Origin of the sequence: Micromonospora sp. NBC_01392 (assembly GCF_045040125.1) — a bacterium.
Taxonomy (GTDB): Bacteria; Actinomycetota; Actinomycetes; order Mycobacteriales; family Micromonosporaceae; genus Micromonospora.
The window spans coordinates 1475187-1492989 of sequence record NZ_CP109549.1 but is presented as its reverse complement, the minus strand read 5'-3'; the positions used below and the strand labels follow the sequence as shown (position 1 = coordinate 1492989).

Annotated in this window: 17 protein-coding genes; 9 read left to right on the top strand and 8 right to left on the bottom strand. The window is 74.1% G+C overall.

Features of this window, described 5'->3' with window-relative positions:
• Position 1: 1 nt before the first annotated feature.
• Together OG767_RS07015 and OG767_RS07010 are read left to right on the top strand one after the other, a co-directional pair.
• Positions 2-583: an isochorismatase family protein gene (locus OG767_RS07015; RefSeq protein WP_405092680.1), complete on the top strand. Its 582-nt coding sequence runs from the start codon at positions 2-4 to the stop codon at positions 581-583.
• Between the two features lie 62 nt (positions 584-645).
• On the top strand, positions 646-1872 hold the full coding sequence (locus tag OG767_RS07010) for an MFS transporter (RefSeq protein ID WP_405092679.1): 1227 nt from the start codon (positions 646-648) through the stop codon (positions 1870-1872).
• A gap of 407 nt (positions 1873-2279) precedes the next feature.
• Here the strand turns inward: OG767_RS07010 and ctaD are convergent, their stop codons facing one another.
• On the bottom strand, positions 2280-4037 hold the full coding sequence (gene ctaD / locus OG767_RS07005) for a cytochrome c oxidase subunit I (protein WP_405092678.1): 1758 nt from the start codon (positions 4035-4037) through the stop codon (positions 2280-2282).
• A gap of 129 nt (positions 4038-4166) precedes the next feature.
• Complete coding sequence (locus OG767_RS07000; RefSeq protein ID WP_405092677.1) at positions 4167-5273, bottom strand: FAD-dependent monooxygenase; 1107 nt, start codon at positions 5271-5273, stop codon at positions 4167-4169.
• Between the two features lie 222 nt (positions 5274-5495).
• Here OG767_RS07000 and OG767_RS06995 point away from each other — a divergent pair, with 222 nt between their 5' ends.
• On the top strand, positions 5496-6635 hold the full coding sequence (locus tag OG767_RS06995; RefSeq protein ID WP_405092676.1) for a GH12 family glycosyl hydrolase domain-containing protein: 1140 nt from the start codon (positions 5496-5498) through the stop codon (positions 6633-6635).
• A 59-nt stretch (positions 6636-6694) separates the two neighbouring features.
• Here the strand turns inward: OG767_RS06995 and OG767_RS06990 are convergent, their stop codons facing one another.
• Positions 6695-7477, bottom strand: a complete 783-nt coding sequence (locus tag OG767_RS06990; RefSeq protein WP_405092675.1) for an aldo/keto reductase — start codon at positions 7475-7477, stop codon at positions 6695-6697.
• Positions 7478-7547: 70 nt separating this feature from the next.
• Here OG767_RS06990 and OG767_RS06985 point away from each other — a divergent pair, with 70 nt between their 5' ends.
• Both OG767_RS06985 and OG767_RS06980 read left to right on the top strand, forming a co-directional pair.
• Positions 7548-8582: a DNA polymerase ligase N-terminal domain-containing protein gene (locus tag OG767_RS06985; protein ID WP_405092674.1), complete on the top strand. Its 1035-nt coding sequence runs from the start codon at positions 7548-7550 to the stop codon at positions 8580-8582.
• Positions 8583-8590: 8 nt separating this feature from the next.
• Positions 8591-9772 (top strand): threonine synthase, encoded by a 1182-nt coding sequence (locus tag OG767_RS06980; protein WP_405092673.1) that lies wholly within the window; start codon positions 8591-8593, stop codon positions 9770-9772.
• Between the two features lie 34 nt (positions 9773-9806).
• Here OG767_RS06980 and OG767_RS06975 read toward each other — a convergent pair whose 3' ends face one another.
• The 3 genes from OG767_RS06975 to OG767_RS06965 all read right to left on the bottom strand — a co-directional run bounded on the left by OG767_RS06975 (position 9807) and on the right by OG767_RS06965 (position 11488).
• Entirely contained in the window at positions 9807-10199 is a 393-nt protein-coding gene (locus OG767_RS06975; protein WP_405092672.1) for a cupin domain-containing protein, read from the bottom strand.
• Between the two features lie 250 nt (positions 10200-10449).
• Complete coding sequence (locus OG767_RS06970; protein WP_405092671.1) at positions 10450-10854, bottom strand: hypothetical protein; 405 nt, start codon at positions 10852-10854, stop codon at positions 10450-10452.
• A 166-nt stretch (positions 10855-11020) separates the two neighbouring features.
• Positions 11021-11488 (bottom strand): septum formation initiator, encoded by a 468-nt coding sequence (locus OG767_RS06965; RefSeq protein WP_405092670.1) that lies wholly within the window; start codon positions 11486-11488, stop codon positions 11021-11023.
• A 103-nt stretch (positions 11489-11591) separates the two neighbouring features.
• Between OG767_RS06965 and OG767_RS06960 the strand changes: the two genes are divergently transcribed.
• Positions 11592-12284, top strand: a complete 693-nt coding sequence (locus OG767_RS06960; protein WP_405092669.1) for a response regulator transcription factor — start codon at positions 11592-11594, stop codon at positions 12282-12284.
• Positions 12281-13561 carry an ATP-binding protein gene (locus OG767_RS06955; RefSeq protein ID WP_405092668.1) on the top strand — a complete coding sequence of 427 codons (1281 nt, stop codon included), beginning with the start codon at positions 12281-12283 and terminating at the stop codon, positions 13559-13561. Before OG767_RS06960 ends, OG767_RS06955 begins: the two co-directional genes overlap by 4 nt.
• Positions 13562-13573: 12 nt before the next feature.
• Here OG767_RS06955 and OG767_RS06950 read toward each other — a convergent pair whose 3' ends face one another.
• Positions 13574-14344 (bottom strand): maleylpyruvate isomerase family mycothiol-dependent enzyme, encoded by a 771-nt coding sequence (locus OG767_RS06950; protein ID WP_405092667.1) that lies wholly within the window; start codon positions 14342-14344, stop codon positions 13574-13576.
• Between the two features lie 153 nt (positions 14345-14497).
• Between OG767_RS06950 and OG767_RS06945 the strand changes: the two genes are divergently transcribed.
• A complete protein-coding gene (locus OG767_RS06945) occupies positions 14498-15127 on the top strand; it encodes a PepSY domain-containing protein (RefSeq protein ID WP_405092666.1) in 630 nt (209 codons plus the stop codon).
• A gap of 51 nt (positions 15128-15178) precedes the next feature.
• On the opposite strand, the gene OG767_RS06940 is transcribed toward OG767_RS06945, so the two are convergent.
• Positions 15179-16513 carry a cellulose binding domain-containing protein gene (locus tag OG767_RS06940; RefSeq protein WP_405092665.1) on the bottom strand — a complete coding sequence of 445 codons (1335 nt, stop codon included), beginning with the start codon at positions 16511-16513 and terminating at the stop codon, positions 15179-15181.
• A gap of 186 nt (positions 16514-16699) precedes the next feature.
• Between OG767_RS06940 and OG767_RS06935 the strand changes: the two genes are divergently transcribed.
• Complete coding sequence (locus tag OG767_RS06935) at positions 16700-17803, top strand: beta family protein (RefSeq protein WP_405092664.1); 1104 nt, start codon at positions 16700-16702, stop codon at positions 17801-17803.

Sequence of the window (17803 nt, the reverse complement as noted above, 5' to 3'; positions counted from 1 at the left end):
GATGGCGAACGCGTTGATCATCGTGGACGTGCAGAACGACTTCTGCGAGGGCGGCTCCCTCGCGGTCGGCGGCGGTGCCGGGGTGGCCGGCGGCATCTCCCGGCTGCTCGCCGCCGAGCCGGACCGCTGGGACCACGTGGTCGCGACCAAGGACTACCACGTCGACCCGGGCGCGCACTTCGGTGACCCGCCGGACTTCGTCGACTCCTGGCCCCGGCACTGCGTGGTCGGCACGTCCGGCTCCGAGTTCCACCCCGAGCTGGAGACCGGCCGGGTGGAGGCGATCTTCCACAAGGGCGAGCACGCGGCCGCGTACTCCGGTTTCGAGGGGCACGCGCCCGACGGCGAGTGCCTGGCCGACTGGCTGCGCCGGCACGACGTGGACCGGGTCGACGTGGTCGGCATCGCCACCGACCACTGCGTCCGCGCGACCGCGCTGGACGCCGCCCGGGAGGGCTTCCGGACCACCGTGCTGCTGGAGCTGACCGCCGCCGTCGCGCCGGAGACGCTCGACGTGGCGTTGCGCGCGCTCGACGGCGCCGGTGTCGCCATGGTCGGTGCCCCTGTGATCAAGGCCGCTTGACCAGGTAATCGCTTGCGACTGTCGTACCTCCGGCCCAGGATGGCGCCGGAGGTGCGGCCGTCGTGAACCTGAAGCCCTACCGGGAGGCGCTCGCCCTGCCCGGCCTGCGCTCGCTGCTGCTGGTGTCCGTGCTGGCCCGCATCCCGCTGACCGCGGTCGGGGTGACGCTCACCTTCTACGTGGTGCTCGACCTGGGGCGGGGCTACGGCGCCGCCGGCCTGGTCGGCGCCGCGGCCACCGTCGGCACGGCGATCGGCGCGCCGCTGCTCGGCCGGCTCGTCGACCGCCACGGGCTGCGGCCGGTGCTGCTGCTCTGCACGATCGTCGAGGGCGTGTTCTGGGCCGCCGCGCCCACCCTCTCCTACCCGGTGCTGCTGCCCGCCGCGTTCCTGGCCGGGCTGCTCGCGCTGCCGGTCTTCTCGGTGGTCCGCCAGTCCATCGCCGCGCTGGTCCCGACGGAGCAACGCCGCCCGGCGTACGCGCTGGACTCGATGTCGGTCGAGCTGTCGTTCATGGTGGGCCCCGCGGCCGCGGTGGCGTTGGCGACCACCGTCACGCCGCGCCTCACGCTCTGGGCGGTCGGCGCCGGCATCGTCGCCTCCGGCATCTGTTTCTGGCTGCTGAACCCGCCGACCCGGGGCGTCGACGAGCCGGCCGGCCCACGACGTGCGGTGCCGAGGCGCGAGTGGCTCACCCCGCGCCTGCTCTCCGTGCTGGCGGTCAGCCTGGCCGCCACGCTGGTGCTGGGCGGCACCGACGTCGCCGTGGTGGCGGTGCTCCGGGCCGGCGGCGAGGTCGGCTGGACCGGCGTGGTGCTGGCCGTCTGGGCGGTGGCTTCGCTGGTGGGCGGCTTCGCCTACGGCGCGGTACGCCGCTCGTTCTCCCCGCTGGCGCTGGTGGCGGCGCTCAGCCTCACGACCATCCCGGTCGGGCTGGGCGGCTCGCACTGGTGGCTGCTCGGCCTGGCGCTGATCCCGACCGGCGCGCTCTGCGCGCCCACCATCGCGGCCACCGCGGACGCGGTCAGCCGGCTGGCCCCGCCCGACGTGCGCGGCCTGGCGATGGGTCTGCACGGCTCCGCCGTCACGGTCGGCATCGCCCTGGGCGCGCCGCTGGCCGGCGCGGTGATCGACGCCTCCGCCCCGGCCTGGGGCTTCGCGGTCACCGGCGCGGTCGGCGTCCTGGTGGCGCTGGTCGTGCTCCCGGTCGAGCTGCGCCACCGCCGCACCCCGCCGTCCGCCCCCGGCGCCGCCAAGCCCGCTCCCGAACTGGCCCCCACCACCCCCTGACCACCCCCACCCCCGCCCCACCCCCCGTTACCGGTGATCAAGGGGTTCGCGTCAGCGCCGGGCCCGGCCCCGACCCAACAGGGACGACGGCCTGGCTCCGCCCCGGCGATCATGAGGTTGACGGGTTCCGGGCCGGCGTGTCACACCGCCAACCTCATGATCGCCGGGGCGCCTGGGCGCGCGGCCGGCGGTCTGGTCGTGCGGGCTGCTGGTGCGGTGCCGGGCCCGGCGGGCTCACGCCGGTGATCAAGGAGTTTGCGTCGGGGCGGTGGCCGATCGCCGACGCGAACTCCTTGATCACCGGGCAGGACGAGGGCGGGGGCGACACGAGGGGAAGGACACGGGAGAGAAAGGCGACGGGCGCCGCGCCCCGGGAGGGGTGCGGCGCCCGTCGTGGGCTGATCGGGTCAGCGCTGGTCGAGGTTCCCGGCGGTGTCCTCCTGGTAGCTGGCGCCACCGTTGACCTCGCTGGTCAGCGGCTTGGCACCACCCTCCGGCGGGCCGGCGACGCTCTGCCCGGCGGCCAGCTCGGGGAACTTCGCGTCGAACGCGGGCCGCTCGGAGCGGATCCGCGGCATCCGGTCGAAGTTCCGCAGCGGCGGCGGGCAGGTGGTGGCCCACTCCAGCGAGTTGCCGTGGCCCCACGGGTCGTCGACCTCGACCACCGGGCCGGTCTTGTACGACTTCCAGCAGTTCCAGATGAACGGCAGGGTCGAGATGCCGGTGATGAACGCGCCGATGGTGGAGACCATGTTCAGCGTCGTGAAGCCGTCGTCGGCCTGGTAGTCGGCGTACCGGCGGGGCATGCCCTCGGCGCCCAGCCAGTGCTGCACCAGGAACGTGGTGTGGAAGCCGATCATGGTCAGCCAGAAGTGGATCTTGCCGAGCCGCTCGTCCAGCATCCGGCCGAACATCTTCGGGAACCAGAAGTAGATGCCGGCGAAGACCGCGAACACGATGGTGCCGAACAGCACGTAGTGGAAGTGCGCCACCACGAAGTACGAGTCGTGCAGGTGGAAGTCGATCGGCGGGCTGGCCAGCAGCACCCCGGTCAGGCCACCGAAGAGGAACGTGACCAGGAAGCCGATCGCCCAGAGCATCGGCGTCTCGAACGTGACCTGGCCCCGCCACATGGTGCCGATCCAGTTGAAGAACTTCATGCCGGTGGGCACCGCGATCAGGTAGCTCAGGAAGCTGAAGAACGGCAGCAGCACCTGGCCGGTGGCGAACATGTGGTGTGCCCACACGCTCATCGACAGCGCGGCGATGGCGACGGTGGCGGCCACCAGGCCCTTGTAGCCGAAGATCGGCTTCCGGGAGAAGACCGGGATGATCTCGGTGATGATGCCGAAGAACGGCAGCGCCACGATGTAGACCTCGGGGTGCCCGAAGAACCAGAACAGGTGCTGCCAGAGCATCGGCCCACCGGTCGCCGGGTCGTACACGTGGGCGCCGAGCAGGCGGTCCGCGGCGAGCGCGAACAGCGCGGCGGCCAGCAGCGGGAAGACCAGGATGGCCAGCAGGCTGGTGACCAGCATGTTCCAGGTGAAGATCGGCATCCGGAACATGGTCATGCCGGGCGCGCGCAGGGTCAGGATCGTGGTGATCAGGTTGACCGCGCCGAGGATGGTGCCCAGACCGGAGATGGCGAGGCCGACCACCCACATGTTGGCGCCGACGCCCGGCGAGTGCTCGACGCTGCTCAGCGGCGTGTAGGCCGTCCAGCCGAAGTCGGCCGCGCCGCCGGGGCTGATGAAGCCGGCGACGGCCAGCGTGCCGCCGAAGAGGTAGAGCCAGTACGCGAACGCGTTCAGCCGGGGGAACGACACGTCGGGCGCGCCGATCTGCAGCGGCACCACGTAGTTCGCGAAGGCGAACACGATCGGCGTCGCGAAGAACAGCAGCATGATCGTGCCGTGCATGGTGAAGAGCTGGTTGTACTGCTCGGGCGACAGGAACTGCAGCCCCGGTCGCGCCAGCTCGGCGCGCATGATCAGGGCCATCAGGCCACCGATCATGAAGAACGCGAACGCGGTGACCATGTACATGATCCCGATCTGCTTCGCGTCCGTGGTGCGCAGCAGCCGCGCGAGGGCCGACCCCTTGACCGGCTCGCGGACCGGCCAGGGCCGGGTCACGACCGGCTTGGGTGCGACGGTGGTCACGAGTGGCCTCCGGTTCTGGGTTGTCCCGCTCGGCGCGCTGGTCATCGGCGCAGCCGTCATCCGCAAGGAGGATAGTCCCCGGTAGGTGGCCCCGCCGCGTGGGGTGGGCGGCTACGATCTTCGGCGCTTCTACGGCGGGCCGGTGAGAAGTCGGTAGTGCTCGCCGAAGATCCGACCGCCGCGTCCGCGCAGCAACGGGTCGCGCAGCGCCGGCGGCACGTCGCGGGTGCGGTTGCGGTCCCGGGTCCGGTCCCGCACCCAGCGGGTACGCGGCCGACGCCGACTCTCGTACGCGATCAACGCGGCGTCGACGCTGCCGGCGGCCTGGAGCGACTCGGCGAGCACGACCGCGTCCTCCAACGCCATGGCGGTGCCCTGGGAGAGCGTCGGCGCGACGGCGTGAGCGGCGTCACCGACCAGCAGCACCCGGCCGTGGAACCAGCGGCCCAGCTCGACCTCCTCGGTGCGTTCGACGTGCACCGTCTCCAGCGCGGCGAGCACCTCGGGCACCGGGCCGCCGTAGCCGTCGAACAGCTCGTGCAGCCGGGCGAGCGGGTCGGCGGGCAACGCGGTGCCGGCCTCGTCGGCGTAGCAGTAGAGCCGGCCGGCGCCGAGCGGCACCATCAGGAAGCCGGCCCGCTGGCCGAGCAGGGCGGTCCAGTCGGTGACCGGCGGGCCGTCGCGCACCACGGCGCGGTAGACCACCTGCCCGGCGGGGCGGGGCGGACCACCGAGGGCGGCCAGCGTGCGGACCGCGGAGCGGGGTCCGTCCGCGCCGACGACCAGGTCGTACTCGCCGCCTGTGCCGTCGGTGAAGCCGACGGTGACGCCGGCGGGGTGGGGGTCGACGGTGCTCACCTCGGCGCCGTGGCGGACCGCGCCGCCGGCGCCGGTGAGCAGCACCCGGTGCAGCTCGGCGCGGGGCAGGGCCCGGCACTCCCCCACCCCGGCCCAGAGCGTGTCCAGGTCGACCTCGCACAGCGGCGCGCCGGCGGCGTCGAGGAAGCGCTGTCGGTGGATCACCTCACCGAGTGGTCGCAGCGGCCCGTCCAGGTCGAGTCGGCGCATCGCCCGCGCCGCGTTGCCGGGGAGGTAGAGGCCGGTCTCGGTGCGCTCGCCGGGCGGCAGCCGGTCGGTGACGTCCGGCCGGAACCCCGCCAGGCGCAGCGCCCGGGCCACGGCGAGGCCGGCGACGCCCGCGCCGACGACGAGGATGCGCAGGGGAGAACCACCCATCGTGGGGTACGCCTCCGGGAGGGGGTCGGAACGCGTTGGAGGCAAGACACTACTCGCTGCGACCGGGCCCACGGAAGTGCCCGAAGGCCCCTCCTTGCCCTTCTTAACCGGTTCAGTTGCGCATCGATTTCAAACATGTAAATGTGTCCTGGTGAACATGGGAGCGCTCCCGCACGTATCCCTCGACACCACCGGCGCCCCCGCGCCGAGCCAAGGAGCATCATGAAGCGTTCACTCAGGGCCATCGCCGTCGCCGGCCTGCTGGCCGCCGGCAGCATCGTCGCTGTCGCGCTCGGCGGCACCGCCTCCGCCGACACCCAGATCTGCGACCAGTACGGCTCCACCACCATCGGTGGTAAGTACGTGGTGCAGAACAACCGCTGGGGCACCAGCGCCCAGCAGTGCATCAACGTGACCTCGACCGGCTTCTCGATCACCCGGGCGGACGGCTCCGCGCCGACCAACGGGGCGCCGGTCTCCTACCCGTCGATCTTCGTGGGCTGCCACTACACCAACTGCTCCCCCGGCACGAACCTGCCGGTGCAGGTGAAGAACATCAGCAGCGCGCCGGCCAGCATCAGCTACAACTACGTCAGCGGCGCGATCTATGACGCCGCGTACGACATCTGGCTCGACCCGTCGCCCAAGAAGGACGGCGTGAACCAGATGGAGATCATGATCTGGCTCAACCGGCAGGGCTCGATCCAGCCCATCGGCTCCCCGGTCGGCAACACGAACATCGCGGGCCGGACCTGGGAGGTCTGGCGGGGCAGCAACGGCTCCAACAACGTCATCTCGTACGTGGCGCCGTCCGCCATCCCCAGCTTCAGCTTCGACGCGCTGGCGTTCATCAACGACACCCGCAACCGGGGCGCGATCACCAACGACTGGTACCTCACCAGCATCCAGGCCGGCTTCGAGCCGTGGCAGGGCGGGGTCGGCCTGGCCGTGAACTCGTTCTCCCAGAGCGTCAACACCGGCGGCAGCAACCCGCCGCCCACCTCGACGCCGCCCACCACCACGCCGCCGCCCTCGGGCAGCTCGGCCTGCACCGTGACCTACCGGTCGACGAACGTGTGGAACAACGGCTTCACCGCCGAGGTGACCGTCAAGAACACCGGCAACAGCACCATCAACGGCTGGACGCTCAACTACAACCTGCCCTCCGGGCAGAACGTGACGAGCGCGTGGAACGCCACCGTGTCGCAGAGCGGCTCGGCGGTGACCGCGCGCAACGTCGACTACAACGGCACGCTGGCCCCCGGCGCGTCGACCAACTTCGGCTACCAGGCGACGCTGAACGGCAGCTTCTCCGCGCCGAGCAGCTTCACCCTCAACGGAACCGCCTGCGCCCGAGGCTGACCACCGGAGACAAGGAGGGGCGCGGTCCGTGCGGACCGCGCCCCTTCCCGTACGCCGGATCAGCCGCCGAGCGCGTCGATGTCGCGCATCTCCTCGGCGGTCAGCGAGAACCCGAACACGTCGGCGTTGGCCCGGATCCGCTCCGGCGTGACCGACTTCGGGATGACCACGATCTCGTGGTCGATGTGCCAGCGCAGCACCACCTGGGCCGGCGAGACGTCGTGCGCCTGGGCGATGCGCACCAGCACCGGGTCGGACAGGTCGCTGGTCTTGAACGGGCTGTAGCCCTCCAGCACCACGCCCCGGTCCCGGTGGGCGGCGTGCGTCTGCCGGTCGTACAACGACGGGCTCCAGCGGATCTGGTTGACCGCGGGCGTCTCCTCGGTGGCCTGGATCAGCTCGTCGAGCTGCGCGGTCGAGTAGTTGCTCACCCCGACGGCGCGGGCCAGGTTCTCGTCCCGGGCGGCCAGCATCTCCCGCCAGACCGGGATGCTGTCGCCGGGCGCGGACGGCGGCCAGTGCACCAGCCACAGGTCGACGTACTCGGTGCCCAGCGCCGCCAGGCTCGCCTCGAGAGTCTCCCGTTCCCGGCCCACCCGGTCCGGCGGCAGCTTCGTGGTGATGAACAGGTCCTCGCGGCGCAGCCCGCTCTCGGCGACCGCGCGCCCGACCTCCTTCTCGTTGCCGTACATCGTGGCGGTGTCGAGGTGCCGGTAGCCGGCGTCAAGCGCGGCGAGCACAGCCTGGTAGCCGTCCTCGCCGGTGGCCTGCCAGGTGCCGAAGCCGAGGATCGGGATCCGGACGTCGCCGGGAAGCGGAAGGGTGGGCTGGTCGAGGTCCATGTCGACCGTTCTACCCCGCAACGCCGTCGCCATGCCGGCGCGCGCGCCGGGTATGCCGGAGAATACGGCTGTGGCGGACCGGCTGGAGGAGTACCGGCGGAAGCGGGACGCGGCGCGTACCCCGGAGCCGGTGCCCGAGCGGCCCCCGGCGCGGAAGCGGGCCGCGCGGCGCGCGCCCCGCTTCGTCATCCAGCAGCACCACGCCCGCAGCCTGCACTGGGACCTGCGGCTGGAGCACGACGGCGTGCTGGCCTCCTGGGCGGTGCCGCGCGGCCTGCCCCGCGACCCGGGCCGCAACCACCTCGCCGTGCACACCGAGGACCACCCGATGGAATACCTGACGTTCCACGGGGAGATCCCGGCCGGCGAGTACGGCGGCGGGCGGATGACCGTGCACGACACCGGCACCTACCGCGCCGAGAAGTGGCGCGACGACGAGGTGATCGTGGTGCTCGACGGCGCGCGCACCAAGGGCCGGTACGTCCTGTTCGCCACCGGCGGCCGGGGTCGGGACTGGATGGTCCGCCGCACCGACCCGGCGCCGGCGGGTTGGACGCCGATGCCCGAGCTGGTCCGCCCGATGCGCGCCACCGAGGGCGGCCGGCTGCCGCGCGACGCCGCCGCCTGGGGGTACGAGCCGCGCTGGGCGGGCGTGCGGGCGATGGCGTACGTCTCCGGCGGCCGGCTGCGGCTGCTCGACGGCGACGACACGGAGATCACCGGCGACCACCCCTGGCTGCGGGCCATGGCCGAGGAGCTGGCCCCCACCGAGGTGGTGCTGGACGGGGTGCTGGTGCGCATCGACCCGGCCGGGCGGGTCAAGCCGCCCACCAAGCGGGACGGTCAGTTCCTCACCGTCGACCTGCTCTGGCTGGAGGGCGTGTCCAGCCTCGACGTGCCGTACGCGCAACGCCGCGACCTGCTCGACGGTCTGGCGCTCACCGGCCCGCACTGGCAGACTCCGCCGTGGTTCCCGGGGGTCGGCGCGGACGCCCTGCGGGCCGCCCGAGAGCAGCGGCTCCCCGGAGTGGTGGCGAAGCGCCTCGACTCCCCGTACGAGCCGGGCCGGCGCAGCCGGCACTGGCTGAGCATCGACGCGAGCTGAGGACCACCGTGCACCTGACGCACCTGGAGTGCCCGCGCTGCGGCCTGGAACACCCGGCCGACAAGCTGCAGAACCTGTGCGACTGCGGGTCCCCGCTGCTGGCCCGCTACGACCTGGCCGCGGTGGCCGCCACCGTGACACCGGAGCAGTTCGGGCTCCGCCCGGCCGACCTCTGGCGTTACCGGGAACTGCTGCCGGTGGCCGATCCGCGGTTCGTCACCACGCTGGGCGAGGGCTGGACGCCGATGTGGCACGCCCGGGCGTACGGCCACGAGATCGGCGTGGCGGAGCTGATCGTCAAGGACGAGGGGCTCACCCCGACCGGTTCGTTCAAGGCGCGCGGCGCGGCGGTCGGCGTGAGCCGGGCCCGGGAGCTGGGCGTCGAGCGGATCGCCATGCCGACCAACGGCAACGCGGGCGCGGCCTGGGCGACGTACGCGGCCCGGGCCGGGATGGGCGCGACGATCGCCATGCCGCTGGCCGCGCCGACCATCTGCCGGCAGGAGTGCCTCGCCGCCGGCGCGGACCTGCGGCTGGTCGACGGGCTGATCAACGACGCCGGCCGGGAGATCGCCGCGCTGGTCGCCGGTTCGGGCGGGCGGATCTTCGACGCCGGCACGCTGCGCGAGCCGTACCGGCTCGAGGGCAAGAAGACCATGGGGTACGAGATCGTCGAGCAGCTCGGCTGGCAGGTGCCCGACGTCATCATCTACCCCACCGGCGGCGGCGTCGGGCTGATCGGCATCCACAAGGCGTTGCACGAGCTGCGCGAGCTGGGCTGGGTGGAGGACAAGCTGCCCCGGCTGGTGGCCGTGCAGTCCACCGGCTGCGCGCCGATCGTGCGCGCGTTCGCGGCCGGCGAGGCACGCGCCACCCCGTGGCGGGACGCGCACACGCTCGCGTTCGGCATCACCGTGCCGGCCCCGCTCGGCGACGAGCTGGTGCTGACCGCATTGCGGGACAGCGCCGGCACCGCGATCGCGGTGGACGACGCGGAGATCGTCGCCGACCTGCGCGACTTCGCCGCCCGGGAGGGGCTGCTGCTCTGCCCGGAGGGCGCGGCCTGCCTGACCGCCGCCCGGCACCTGCGCGCCGGCGGCTGGATCCGCCCCGGTGAACGCGTCGTCGTCCTGAACACCGGCGCCGGCCTCAAATACCCCGGCCTGGTGCAAGGCGGGGCCCCTTCTTAACGCTTCAGGTATAGGAGGGGCCCCCTCTTAACAGTCAGGACGTGGGCGGCTCGTCCTCGCCGGCCTCCTCGGCGGCGTCCGCCTCCTCCTTCGTCCTGTGCACCGCGCCGTCGGCGTGCTCCGGCGGGCCGTAGACGGTGTAGAGCACCAACGGGTTGGGCCCGGTGTTGAGGAAGTTGTGCTTCGTGCCCGAGGGCACGACCACCAGGTCGCCGGCGACGACCTCCTTCTTCTCGCCGGCCACCCGCGCCTCGCCGGTGCCGCTGACGAACGTGAGGATCTGGTCGATGCCCTCGTGGACCTCCTCGCCGATCTCGCCGCCCGGCGGGATGGTCATGATGACCAGTTGGGTGTGCTCCCCGGTCCAGAGCACGCGGCGGAAGTCGGGACTCTTCTCGGCGACGGTCGCGATCGTGAAATGCTCCATGGCCCGCTCATACCCCGTTCCCGTGCCCAGCACGCCGGGACTGGCAGATGGTGGAATTCCCCACGCCGGTCAGGTTTGGACCCCCGCCGGACGGGCATCAGCAGGACACAAGACCGGTTGCGAGCTGGGCCGGTCGAGCCAGGTCCCCGCTGACGTACCGCCGTACGGCTGCGCCGGTGGGAGACGGCCAGAGCGCGGCGACGTGACGACCGGACGGTCGTGCGGCGCCGCGCGCTCGTGTCCGGCCCGCTCAGGCGAGCACGGCCAGGTGGAACGGCCGGTCCGCGTGCCCGCTCGCGGCGTGCGTCTCGACGAAGACCGCGTTGGCGATGCCGGCCCGGGGCGCCACCGTGATGACGCCCTGCTGGGCGAGCCCGCCCCCGTTGGCGGGGCCGACGGTCCCGACGTAGGCCGCTCCGGCGACGTCCTGGTCGAAGGCCACCTGGTACATCCCGGCGGCGAGCCGGGTGGCCGAGGTCGCGCCCAGGCCGCGAACCAGCGTGCCGTTCGCGTCGACGACGGCGAACAACACCCGGGCGGTCGGCGGCAGCCCGGCCGACGAGCACGAGTCGATCTGCGCGTCGACGTGCGCGGCCTCCCGCGCGCTCGGGGTGGGCTGACCGGTCGCTCCCCTCCTCGATCTGGGGCTGGACATGGTGGTCCCTTCTCCCGCCGGTACGCCGGCGGGAGGCGTTCGTGGTGCGCCGAGCGATCCGCGACGATCACTCCCCTGCTTCTCGAAGCTATGCCGCCCCACCGCCCACCAACCAGCGACAGCACTGTCCGATCTTGGACAGTCGACGGCTCTGAGCTGCGAATACTCAGTCTTCCGGGTCCCGCGTCGGCACTCCACCCCGGCAGCGCAGCCGCACCTCGTACTCCCGACCACCGCCCACGAAGCGGACCTCGACGTGATCGTCGGGCCCCCGGTCGGCGTCCTTCGTCAGGTACCCGGGCGCCGGGGACGACGCCACCACGCGGACGCCGCCCGGCCCGCACTCGGCGAGCACGCTGCCGCCGTCCGTCACGAAGCCCCGCTGGGCGCCGGTCGGCGTCGCGGCGCCGGACCGCGTCCCGGTCGGCGTCGCGACCGGGCTCACGCTCGTCGCGCCACCCGCCCCCGGATCGGGTACGGCGAGCGCGCGGGCGACGTCCCGCTCGGTCCGCACCCCGCCCGCGGTGCCGATGATGCCCGCGCCGGCCAGGTCGACGGCGGCCAGCCCGACGAGCGTGGCCGCCACGGTCGTGGCCAGCCAGCCGGTGACGGCGAGGAGGGTACGGCGATCCATGCCCCGAGTCTGCCCCGCGCCGGGTCGGGGCGGTCGTAGGGCGACGCTAAGGTCCGGTTAACGGACCCCGTCGCCGGCCCGCCGAACGGCTACCCTCCCTTGCGTGGCGCGCCTGCTGCTCATCGAGGACGACCTGACCATCCGCACTCCGCTGCTGCGCGCCCTCCGGGAGTACGGGCACGCCGTCGCCGCGGCGTCGACCGCCCTGGGCGGGCTGCGTGACGCCCTGGACGACCGGCCCGACCTGGTCGTGCTCGACCTCGGGCTGCCCGATCTGGACGGCGCCGAGCTGCTGCGGATGCTGCGCGCGGTCAGCACGGTGCCGGTCGTGGTGGCGACCGCCCGCGACGACGAGGTGGAGATCGTGCGCCTGCTCGACGCCGGCGCGGACGACTACCTGGTGAAGCCGTTCACCGCCGCGCAACTGGACGCGCGGGTCCGCGCGGTGCTGCGCCGCTCGGCCGGCGGCGGCGCGACGGAGGCAGCGCTGGTGCTCGGCGGGCTCCGCATCGACAGGCGGTCCCGGCAGGTCACGCTGGACGGCACGCCGGTGGAGCTGACCCCCCGCGAGTTCGACCTGCTGCACCACCTCGCCGGCCGCCCCGGGCAGGTCGTCACCAAACGGGAGCTGCTGACCGAGGTCTGGCGGATCCCGTACGGCGGCGCCGACAAGACGGTCGACGTGCACCTGTCCTGGCTGCGCCGCAAGCTCGGCGAGAGCGCCCAGGCGCCCCGCTACCTGCACACGGTGCGCGGCGTGGGCGTACGGCTCGACGTGCCGGAGCAGGACCGGTGAGGCGCCGGCTGACCCTGCTGGTCGCGGCCGTCGGGGTGCTCGTCATGGTCGCGTTCCTGGTGCCGCTGGCCGTGCTGGTGCGCACCGTCGCCGCGGACCGCGCGACCGCCCGGGCCACCGCCGACGTGCAGCTCCTGGTCACCGTGGTCGGCACCGCCACGCCGGAGACCGTCCGGCTGACCGTGGACCAGCTCGCCGTCGACACCGGCCGTGAGGTGAGCGTCTTCCTCGCCGACGGCACGGTGCTCGGCGCGCCGGCGCCGCGTACCCCGGCGGTCACGCTGGCCGCCCGGGGGCGGAGCCTGACCGTCGAGTCCGCCGCCGGGCGGGAGGTGGTGGTCGCGGTGCAGGGCCGCCCGGAGGGGACCGGAGTGATCCGTACGCTGGTTCCCCGCGCCGAGCTGACCGCCGGGGTGACCCGCGCCTGGCTGGTGTTGGCGCTGCTCGGCGCGCTGCTCGTGCTGGTCGGCCTGGTGGTCGCCGACCGGCTGGCCGGCACGCTGGTCCGGCCGATCACGGCGCTGTCCGCCGTCTCGCACCGGCTCGCCAACGCGGAGCTGGACGCGCGTGTCGAACCGGCCGGGCCGGCCGAGTTGCGCGAGGTGGCGGGCGCGTTGAACCACCTGGCCGAGCGGATCCAGATCCTGCTGCGCGAGGAGCGCGAACAGGTGGCCGACCTGTCCCACCGGCTGCGTACCCCGTTGACGGCACTGCGGCTGGAGGCCGAGTCGTTGCGCGACCCGGACGACGCGGCCCGGCTGACCGCGGCGGCGGACGGGCTGGAGCGGGCGGTGACCGGGGTGATCCAACGGGCCCGGTGGCGCAGCGGCACGGCGGCCACCGGCGGGGGCTGCGACGCGGCCACCGTGGTCGGCGAGCGGGTGACGTTCTGGTCGGTGCTCGCGGAGGACACCGGCCGGACCGTGACGCTCGACCTCGCCCCCGGCCCGCTGCCGGTGCGGCTGAGCGGTGACGAGCTGGCCGCCGCCGTGGACGCGTTGCTGGGCAACGTCTTCGCCCACACGCCCGACGGCACCCCGTTCACGGTGCGGCTCGCGGCGGAGCCGGACCGGGTGGCGCTCACCGTGGCCGACGCCGGCCCGGGGCTGCCGCCCGGCCCGGTGCGACGCGGCGCCAGCCGGGCCGGGTCGACCGGGCTCGGTCTGGACATCGCCGAGCGGGCCGCCCGCGCGAGCGGCGGTGGGCTGGAGTTGTCGGCCGCCGACGGTGGCGGGGCCCGGGTGGTGCTCCGGCTCGGTGCCGCGCCGTCTGCCTGACGGCCCCGCGCCCTACTCCGGCTCCCACTCGACGAGCTTGTCGAACAGGCCCCGGTCACCGTCGATCTTCAGCGCGTCCAGCGGAATGCGGCCGTAGAAGGACAGCACCAGGTCGCCGGCCGTGCCGTGGGCGGCGGCGTCGGCCGGGCCTACGCCGACAGCCGGATCGGGCAGTCGGGCGGCGGTCACCCCGTCGGCGGAGAGCGACTGACGCCAGGAGCGGCCCTCGGTGCTGTGGTAGTCGACGGCGGCGGGCCCGTGCGGCCACCCGGCCGTGGTGGTGCAGCAGGTGAACAGGAACTCCTCCACCCCGTCGAGTGCCACCTCGACCGGCAGCGGCTGCGCGGCGCCCACGGTGAGCTGGGCGTCGTAGGTGTGCACCGCGACCTCCTGGAGCTGGTGCCGGGCGACCGCGCCACAGGTCGACGGCGACTGCGACGTCCCCCACCAGGTCCAGCAGCCGCGCTCCGGGCCGGCCGCCCGCAGCTCGTCCAGGAGCTGCCGCGTCGACGTGGCCAGCCAGTCCAGCAGCGCGGCACGGTCCCGGGGCGCGGGCGGGCCGGCCGGCACCACCTTGGCCGGGGCGCCCGGCCCGGCGGCCACCGTGGCGGCCCAGGAGCGGCGCCCCTCGCCCAGGTGCCGGGCCAGGTCGAACAGTGTCCACTCCGGACAGGTCGGCACCTGGACGTCCAGGTCGGGCGCAGCGGCGACCGCCGCCCGGAACGCGGTCGACCGTTCGTCGATCAACCGCAGCAACTCGGGAAACTCCAGCGTCTCGGACACCCCGGCTGTCTACCACCGGGCTCCGGCGACGGACAGCGATTTTCCCGGCCGACGACGACCACGCGCCTTAACCCGGCGTTGTCTGTCGGCTAGCGCGGCCCCGACCGTCCGGCGCGCAGTCTCGACGACACGAACCGAGGAAAGGTGGCAACCATGCGACGTACCTCCCTGATGCTGGCGGCGGCCGGTGGAGTCGCCGTGCTGGCGGTGACCGGCGCGGCGCTCGGCACGACCGCGGCGGACCGGTCGACCGGCCGCACCGCCCCGGCCGCCGTGACCGTCGAGGACAACCCGGCCCGGACCGGCGCGGGCGGCGAGGACAACCCGGCCCGGACCGGCACCGGCGGTGAGGACAACCCGGCCCGGTCGGCGACCGGCGGCGGGGACGACCGGGCCCGCCGGGGCACGGCCGACGACGACCGTGCCCCGGCGGGCACCGGTCGGGAGGACAACCCGGCCCGCCGGGGTACGGACGACGACGCGGGTCCGGCACGGGCGGCCGGCGGCACGGTGAGCCGGCAGCGCGCCGCCGAGGTGGCGTTGGCCCGCACCGGTGGCGGCCGGGTCACCGAGATCGAGGCGGAGACCGAGCACGGCCGTCCGGCGTGGAGCGTCAAGGTCACCCGCGACGGTTGGCGTCACGAGGTCAAGGTCGACCGGGCGACCGGCGCCGTGCTGGAGGCCGAGCGGCAGCGGGCCGGCACGGACGACCGGAGTGGGCGCGACGACCACGGTTCGCACGACCGGGACGACGACCACGGTCGCCACGGCGACGACGACTGAACGCCGGCCGGGGCCGGGTGCGGAGCGGATCCGCGCCCGGCCCCGCCGTGGTCACCGCAGCGTGCAGCTCAGCTCGGTCGGCGGCTGGTTGTCGCCGGAGACGACCAGGCCCCAACTGGTGGTGCCGCCGGCCGGCAACGCACCGTTCCAGGACGCGTTCGTCGCGGTCACCCGCGCGCCGGACTGCGTCGCGCCGGCGTTCCAGGCGTTCACCAGCCGCTGCCCACCGGCGAAGGCGACCTCGCTGCGCCAGCCGGTGGCGGCGGACGTACCGGTGTTGCGGACCGTCACCTCGGCCTGGAAGCCGCCGGCCCACGCGCCGGTGACCGTCCACGCCGCCGCGCACCCCGCTCCGGATGGACCCGGTGACGCGGTCGGACCCGGTGACGCCGTCGGGCTCGGTGACGCGGTCGGGCTCGGCGACCCGGTCGGCGGAGCCGTCGGACCGTCCGACGTGGTGTAGCTGACCGGCGTGTACGCGGCGGAGCAGGTGCCGCCGCACGAGGCCGGCAGCGCGAACCGGTACACCCGGCCGCCGCCCACCAGCGCGCCGGTGACGTCCCGCACCCGGATCTGGAAGTCGACGCCGCCGGCGGCGGTGGCACCGAGCACGTACGACTGGCCCATGTCGCTGTTCATGGTGGCGGCCCGCCACACCCCGTCGGCCAGGTACTCCACCCCGTGGATGCCGTTGGGCAGGTGGGACACCGCGATGGCCGGCCAGTACCGCTGGGCGCCGCGCAGGAACGCGATCCGGAGGTCACCGGAGTAGTCGGGCGCCGGCACGAACGACCAGGAGACCTGCCGGTTGTTCCAGTGGCTCGGATAGAGGTCACCGACCGGGACACCGCCGCGCGCGAAGCGGTTCAGCGAGGCGGTGGACAGGTCCAGATGGTTCCGGTCGTCCCGGCACCAGGCGTTGCCGTCGCCGCAGGAGTCGGCGACCACCATGGTCAGGGTGGCGCCGTTGTAGCCGTCGGCGACCCAGGAGCCGTTGCGGCAGAACGGCTGGCCCGGCGCGCCGTCGTTGGTGCCGGTACACCGGTCCCCGATGGTCACCCGGACGAACCGGCCGCAGTTGAGGCCGTTGTTCCACAGCCCGATCCGGTTCGCCTGGTCCGGTGGCAGCGGCCGGACCGGATAGGACGTGTAGTCGCCGGGCAGGTCGTAGACGTTGAGCGCGACGAAGTCCGGCGAGTCCAGTTCGGACTGGGGCAGGCCGCAGCCGCCGTACGGGGAGCCGAGGCCGTCGAAGTGGGTGGCGTTGCCGGTCACCGGCGCGGGCGGGTCGTCGACCGCGAGCGCGGGCAGTTGACCGGCGACGAGCAGCGCGGCCGCGGCGGCGGTCAGGGCCGCGCCGAGCCGGAGGCGGGACTGCGGGGTCATGGGGGTGGCCTTCCGGGCGGGCCGACCCGGGGCACGGGGCGGCTCAGGGGTGGTCATGGTTGCCCGTCCATGCCCGGCCGTGCCCGCGGAGACCATGCCACCACCGCGCCTCCGTCGTGTCAACGGGGACGCTGACCACCCGAAAGGAGGCGGTGACGGAGAGCAATCGAGCCGCTACATTGAAGTATGGTGTCCGCACCCGGCGGCTGGCCGCCGGACCCGGTCTACCGTCCCGTGCTGGCCGGCCGACGGGGCGAGTGGGAGGCCCTGACCCACCTCGACGACACCGCCGCCGCGCTGCTCGCCCCGATCGTCGACGTGCCGGCGGACGAGCCGGGCCCGGTGGAGGCGCTGCGACGGCTGCCCGCCACGCTCCTGCCGGCCGTCGACGTGTCGGCGCTGCCGGACACCCCGGAACACGACCCGGTCCGCTGGGGCGTACCCCTGATGCCGGTGATCGGTCTCGCGGAGAGTGACCGGCGGCTGGGCGCGCACGGCGCGGCGGCCCGGGCCGGGGCGGGCCGGGCGGTGGTCCGGCTGAGGATCGGGCCGGACCGGGTCGGCCCGGACGCCGCCACCGCCGCGGCGGAACGGGTGTGGCGGTCCACCGGGCTGGTGCCGGAGCAGTGCGACCTGCTGCTGGACGCGGGCGACGTGTGCTGCCTGGCCGACGTCCGGCTGGCCGAGCCACGGGTGCGACGCGCGGCCCAGTGGGCCCGGCGGCACGCCTGGCGCACGGTGACGGTGGCGGCGGGCGGGATGCCGCCGGCGCTGTCCCGGCTCCCGGTCGACGAGCCGGTCCGCCTGGACCGCTACGACTGGCTGCTCTGGCAACGCCTGGCCGACCTGCGACTGGGTTACGCCGACTACGGGGTGGGGTGCGCGGTGCGCGACGCGGACGCGCCCGGCGACCGGCTGCCGACGCTGCGGTGGGCGGACGACGGCGCGTGGTGGATCTACCGCTGGTGCCGGCGGGGCGGTCGGGGCGACGAGCGCCTCGCCGACCTGTGCCGCACGCTGGTGGCCGCCCCGCACTGGCCGGCGGCCGGGTCGGGTTTCTCCTGGGGCGACCACGAGGTCTTGCGCCGGGCCCGGCGCGGCGCGGGTGCGGGTTCGCCGGCCAACTGGATCGCCTGGAGCACGTCCCACCACCTGGCCCACGTGCTGGCCGCGCTGGTCCGACCGGACCGGGAGCAGCGCGGCGGTTCGTGGCGGCCCGGCCAGGACGCCCCGGAGTGGGGGCGCGCCGGCCGGCCGCAGCGCGGCGGGGAGGCCCGCCGGGCCGGCTGA

Coding starts and splice junctions, on each gene's coding strand:
- OG767_RS07015 (WP_405092680.1), top strand. CDS start 2: ATGGCGAACGCGTTGATCATCGTGGACGTGCAGAACGACTTCTGCGAG.
- OG767_RS07000 (WP_405092677.1), bottom strand. CDS start 5,273: ATGGGTGGTTCTCCCCTGCGCATCCTCGTCGTCGGCGCGGGCGTCGCC.
- OG767_RS06995 (WP_405092676.1), top strand. CDS start 5,496: ATGAAGCGTTCACTCAGGGCCATCGCCGTCGCCGGCCTGCTGGCCGCC.
- OG767_RS06990 (WP_405092675.1), bottom strand. CDS start 7,477: ATGGACCTCGACCAGCCCACCCTTCCGCTTCCCGGCGACGTCCGGATC.
- OG767_RS06975 (WP_405092672.1), bottom strand. CDS start 10,199: ATGGAGCATTTCACGATCGCGACCGTCGCCGAGAAGAGTCCCGACTTC.
- OG767_RS06970 (WP_405092671.1), bottom strand. CDS start 10,854: ATGTCCAGCCCCAGATCGAGGAGGGGAGCGACCGGTCAGCCCACCCCG.
- OG767_RS06965 (WP_405092670.1), bottom strand. CDS start 11,488: ATGGATCGCCGTACCCTCCTCGCCGTCACCGGCTGGCTGGCCACGACC.
- OG767_RS06945 (WP_405092666.1), top strand. CDS start 14,498: ATGCGACGTACCTCCCTGATGCTGGCGGCGGCCGGTGGAGTCGCCGTG.
- OG767_RS06940 (WP_405092665.1), bottom strand. CDS start 16,513: ATGACCCCGCAGTCCCGCCTCCGGCTCGGCGCGGCCCTGACCGCCGCC.
- OG767_RS06935 (WP_405092664.1), top strand. CDS start 16,700: ATGGTGTCCGCACCCGGCGGCTGGCCGCCGGACCCGGTCTACCGTCCC.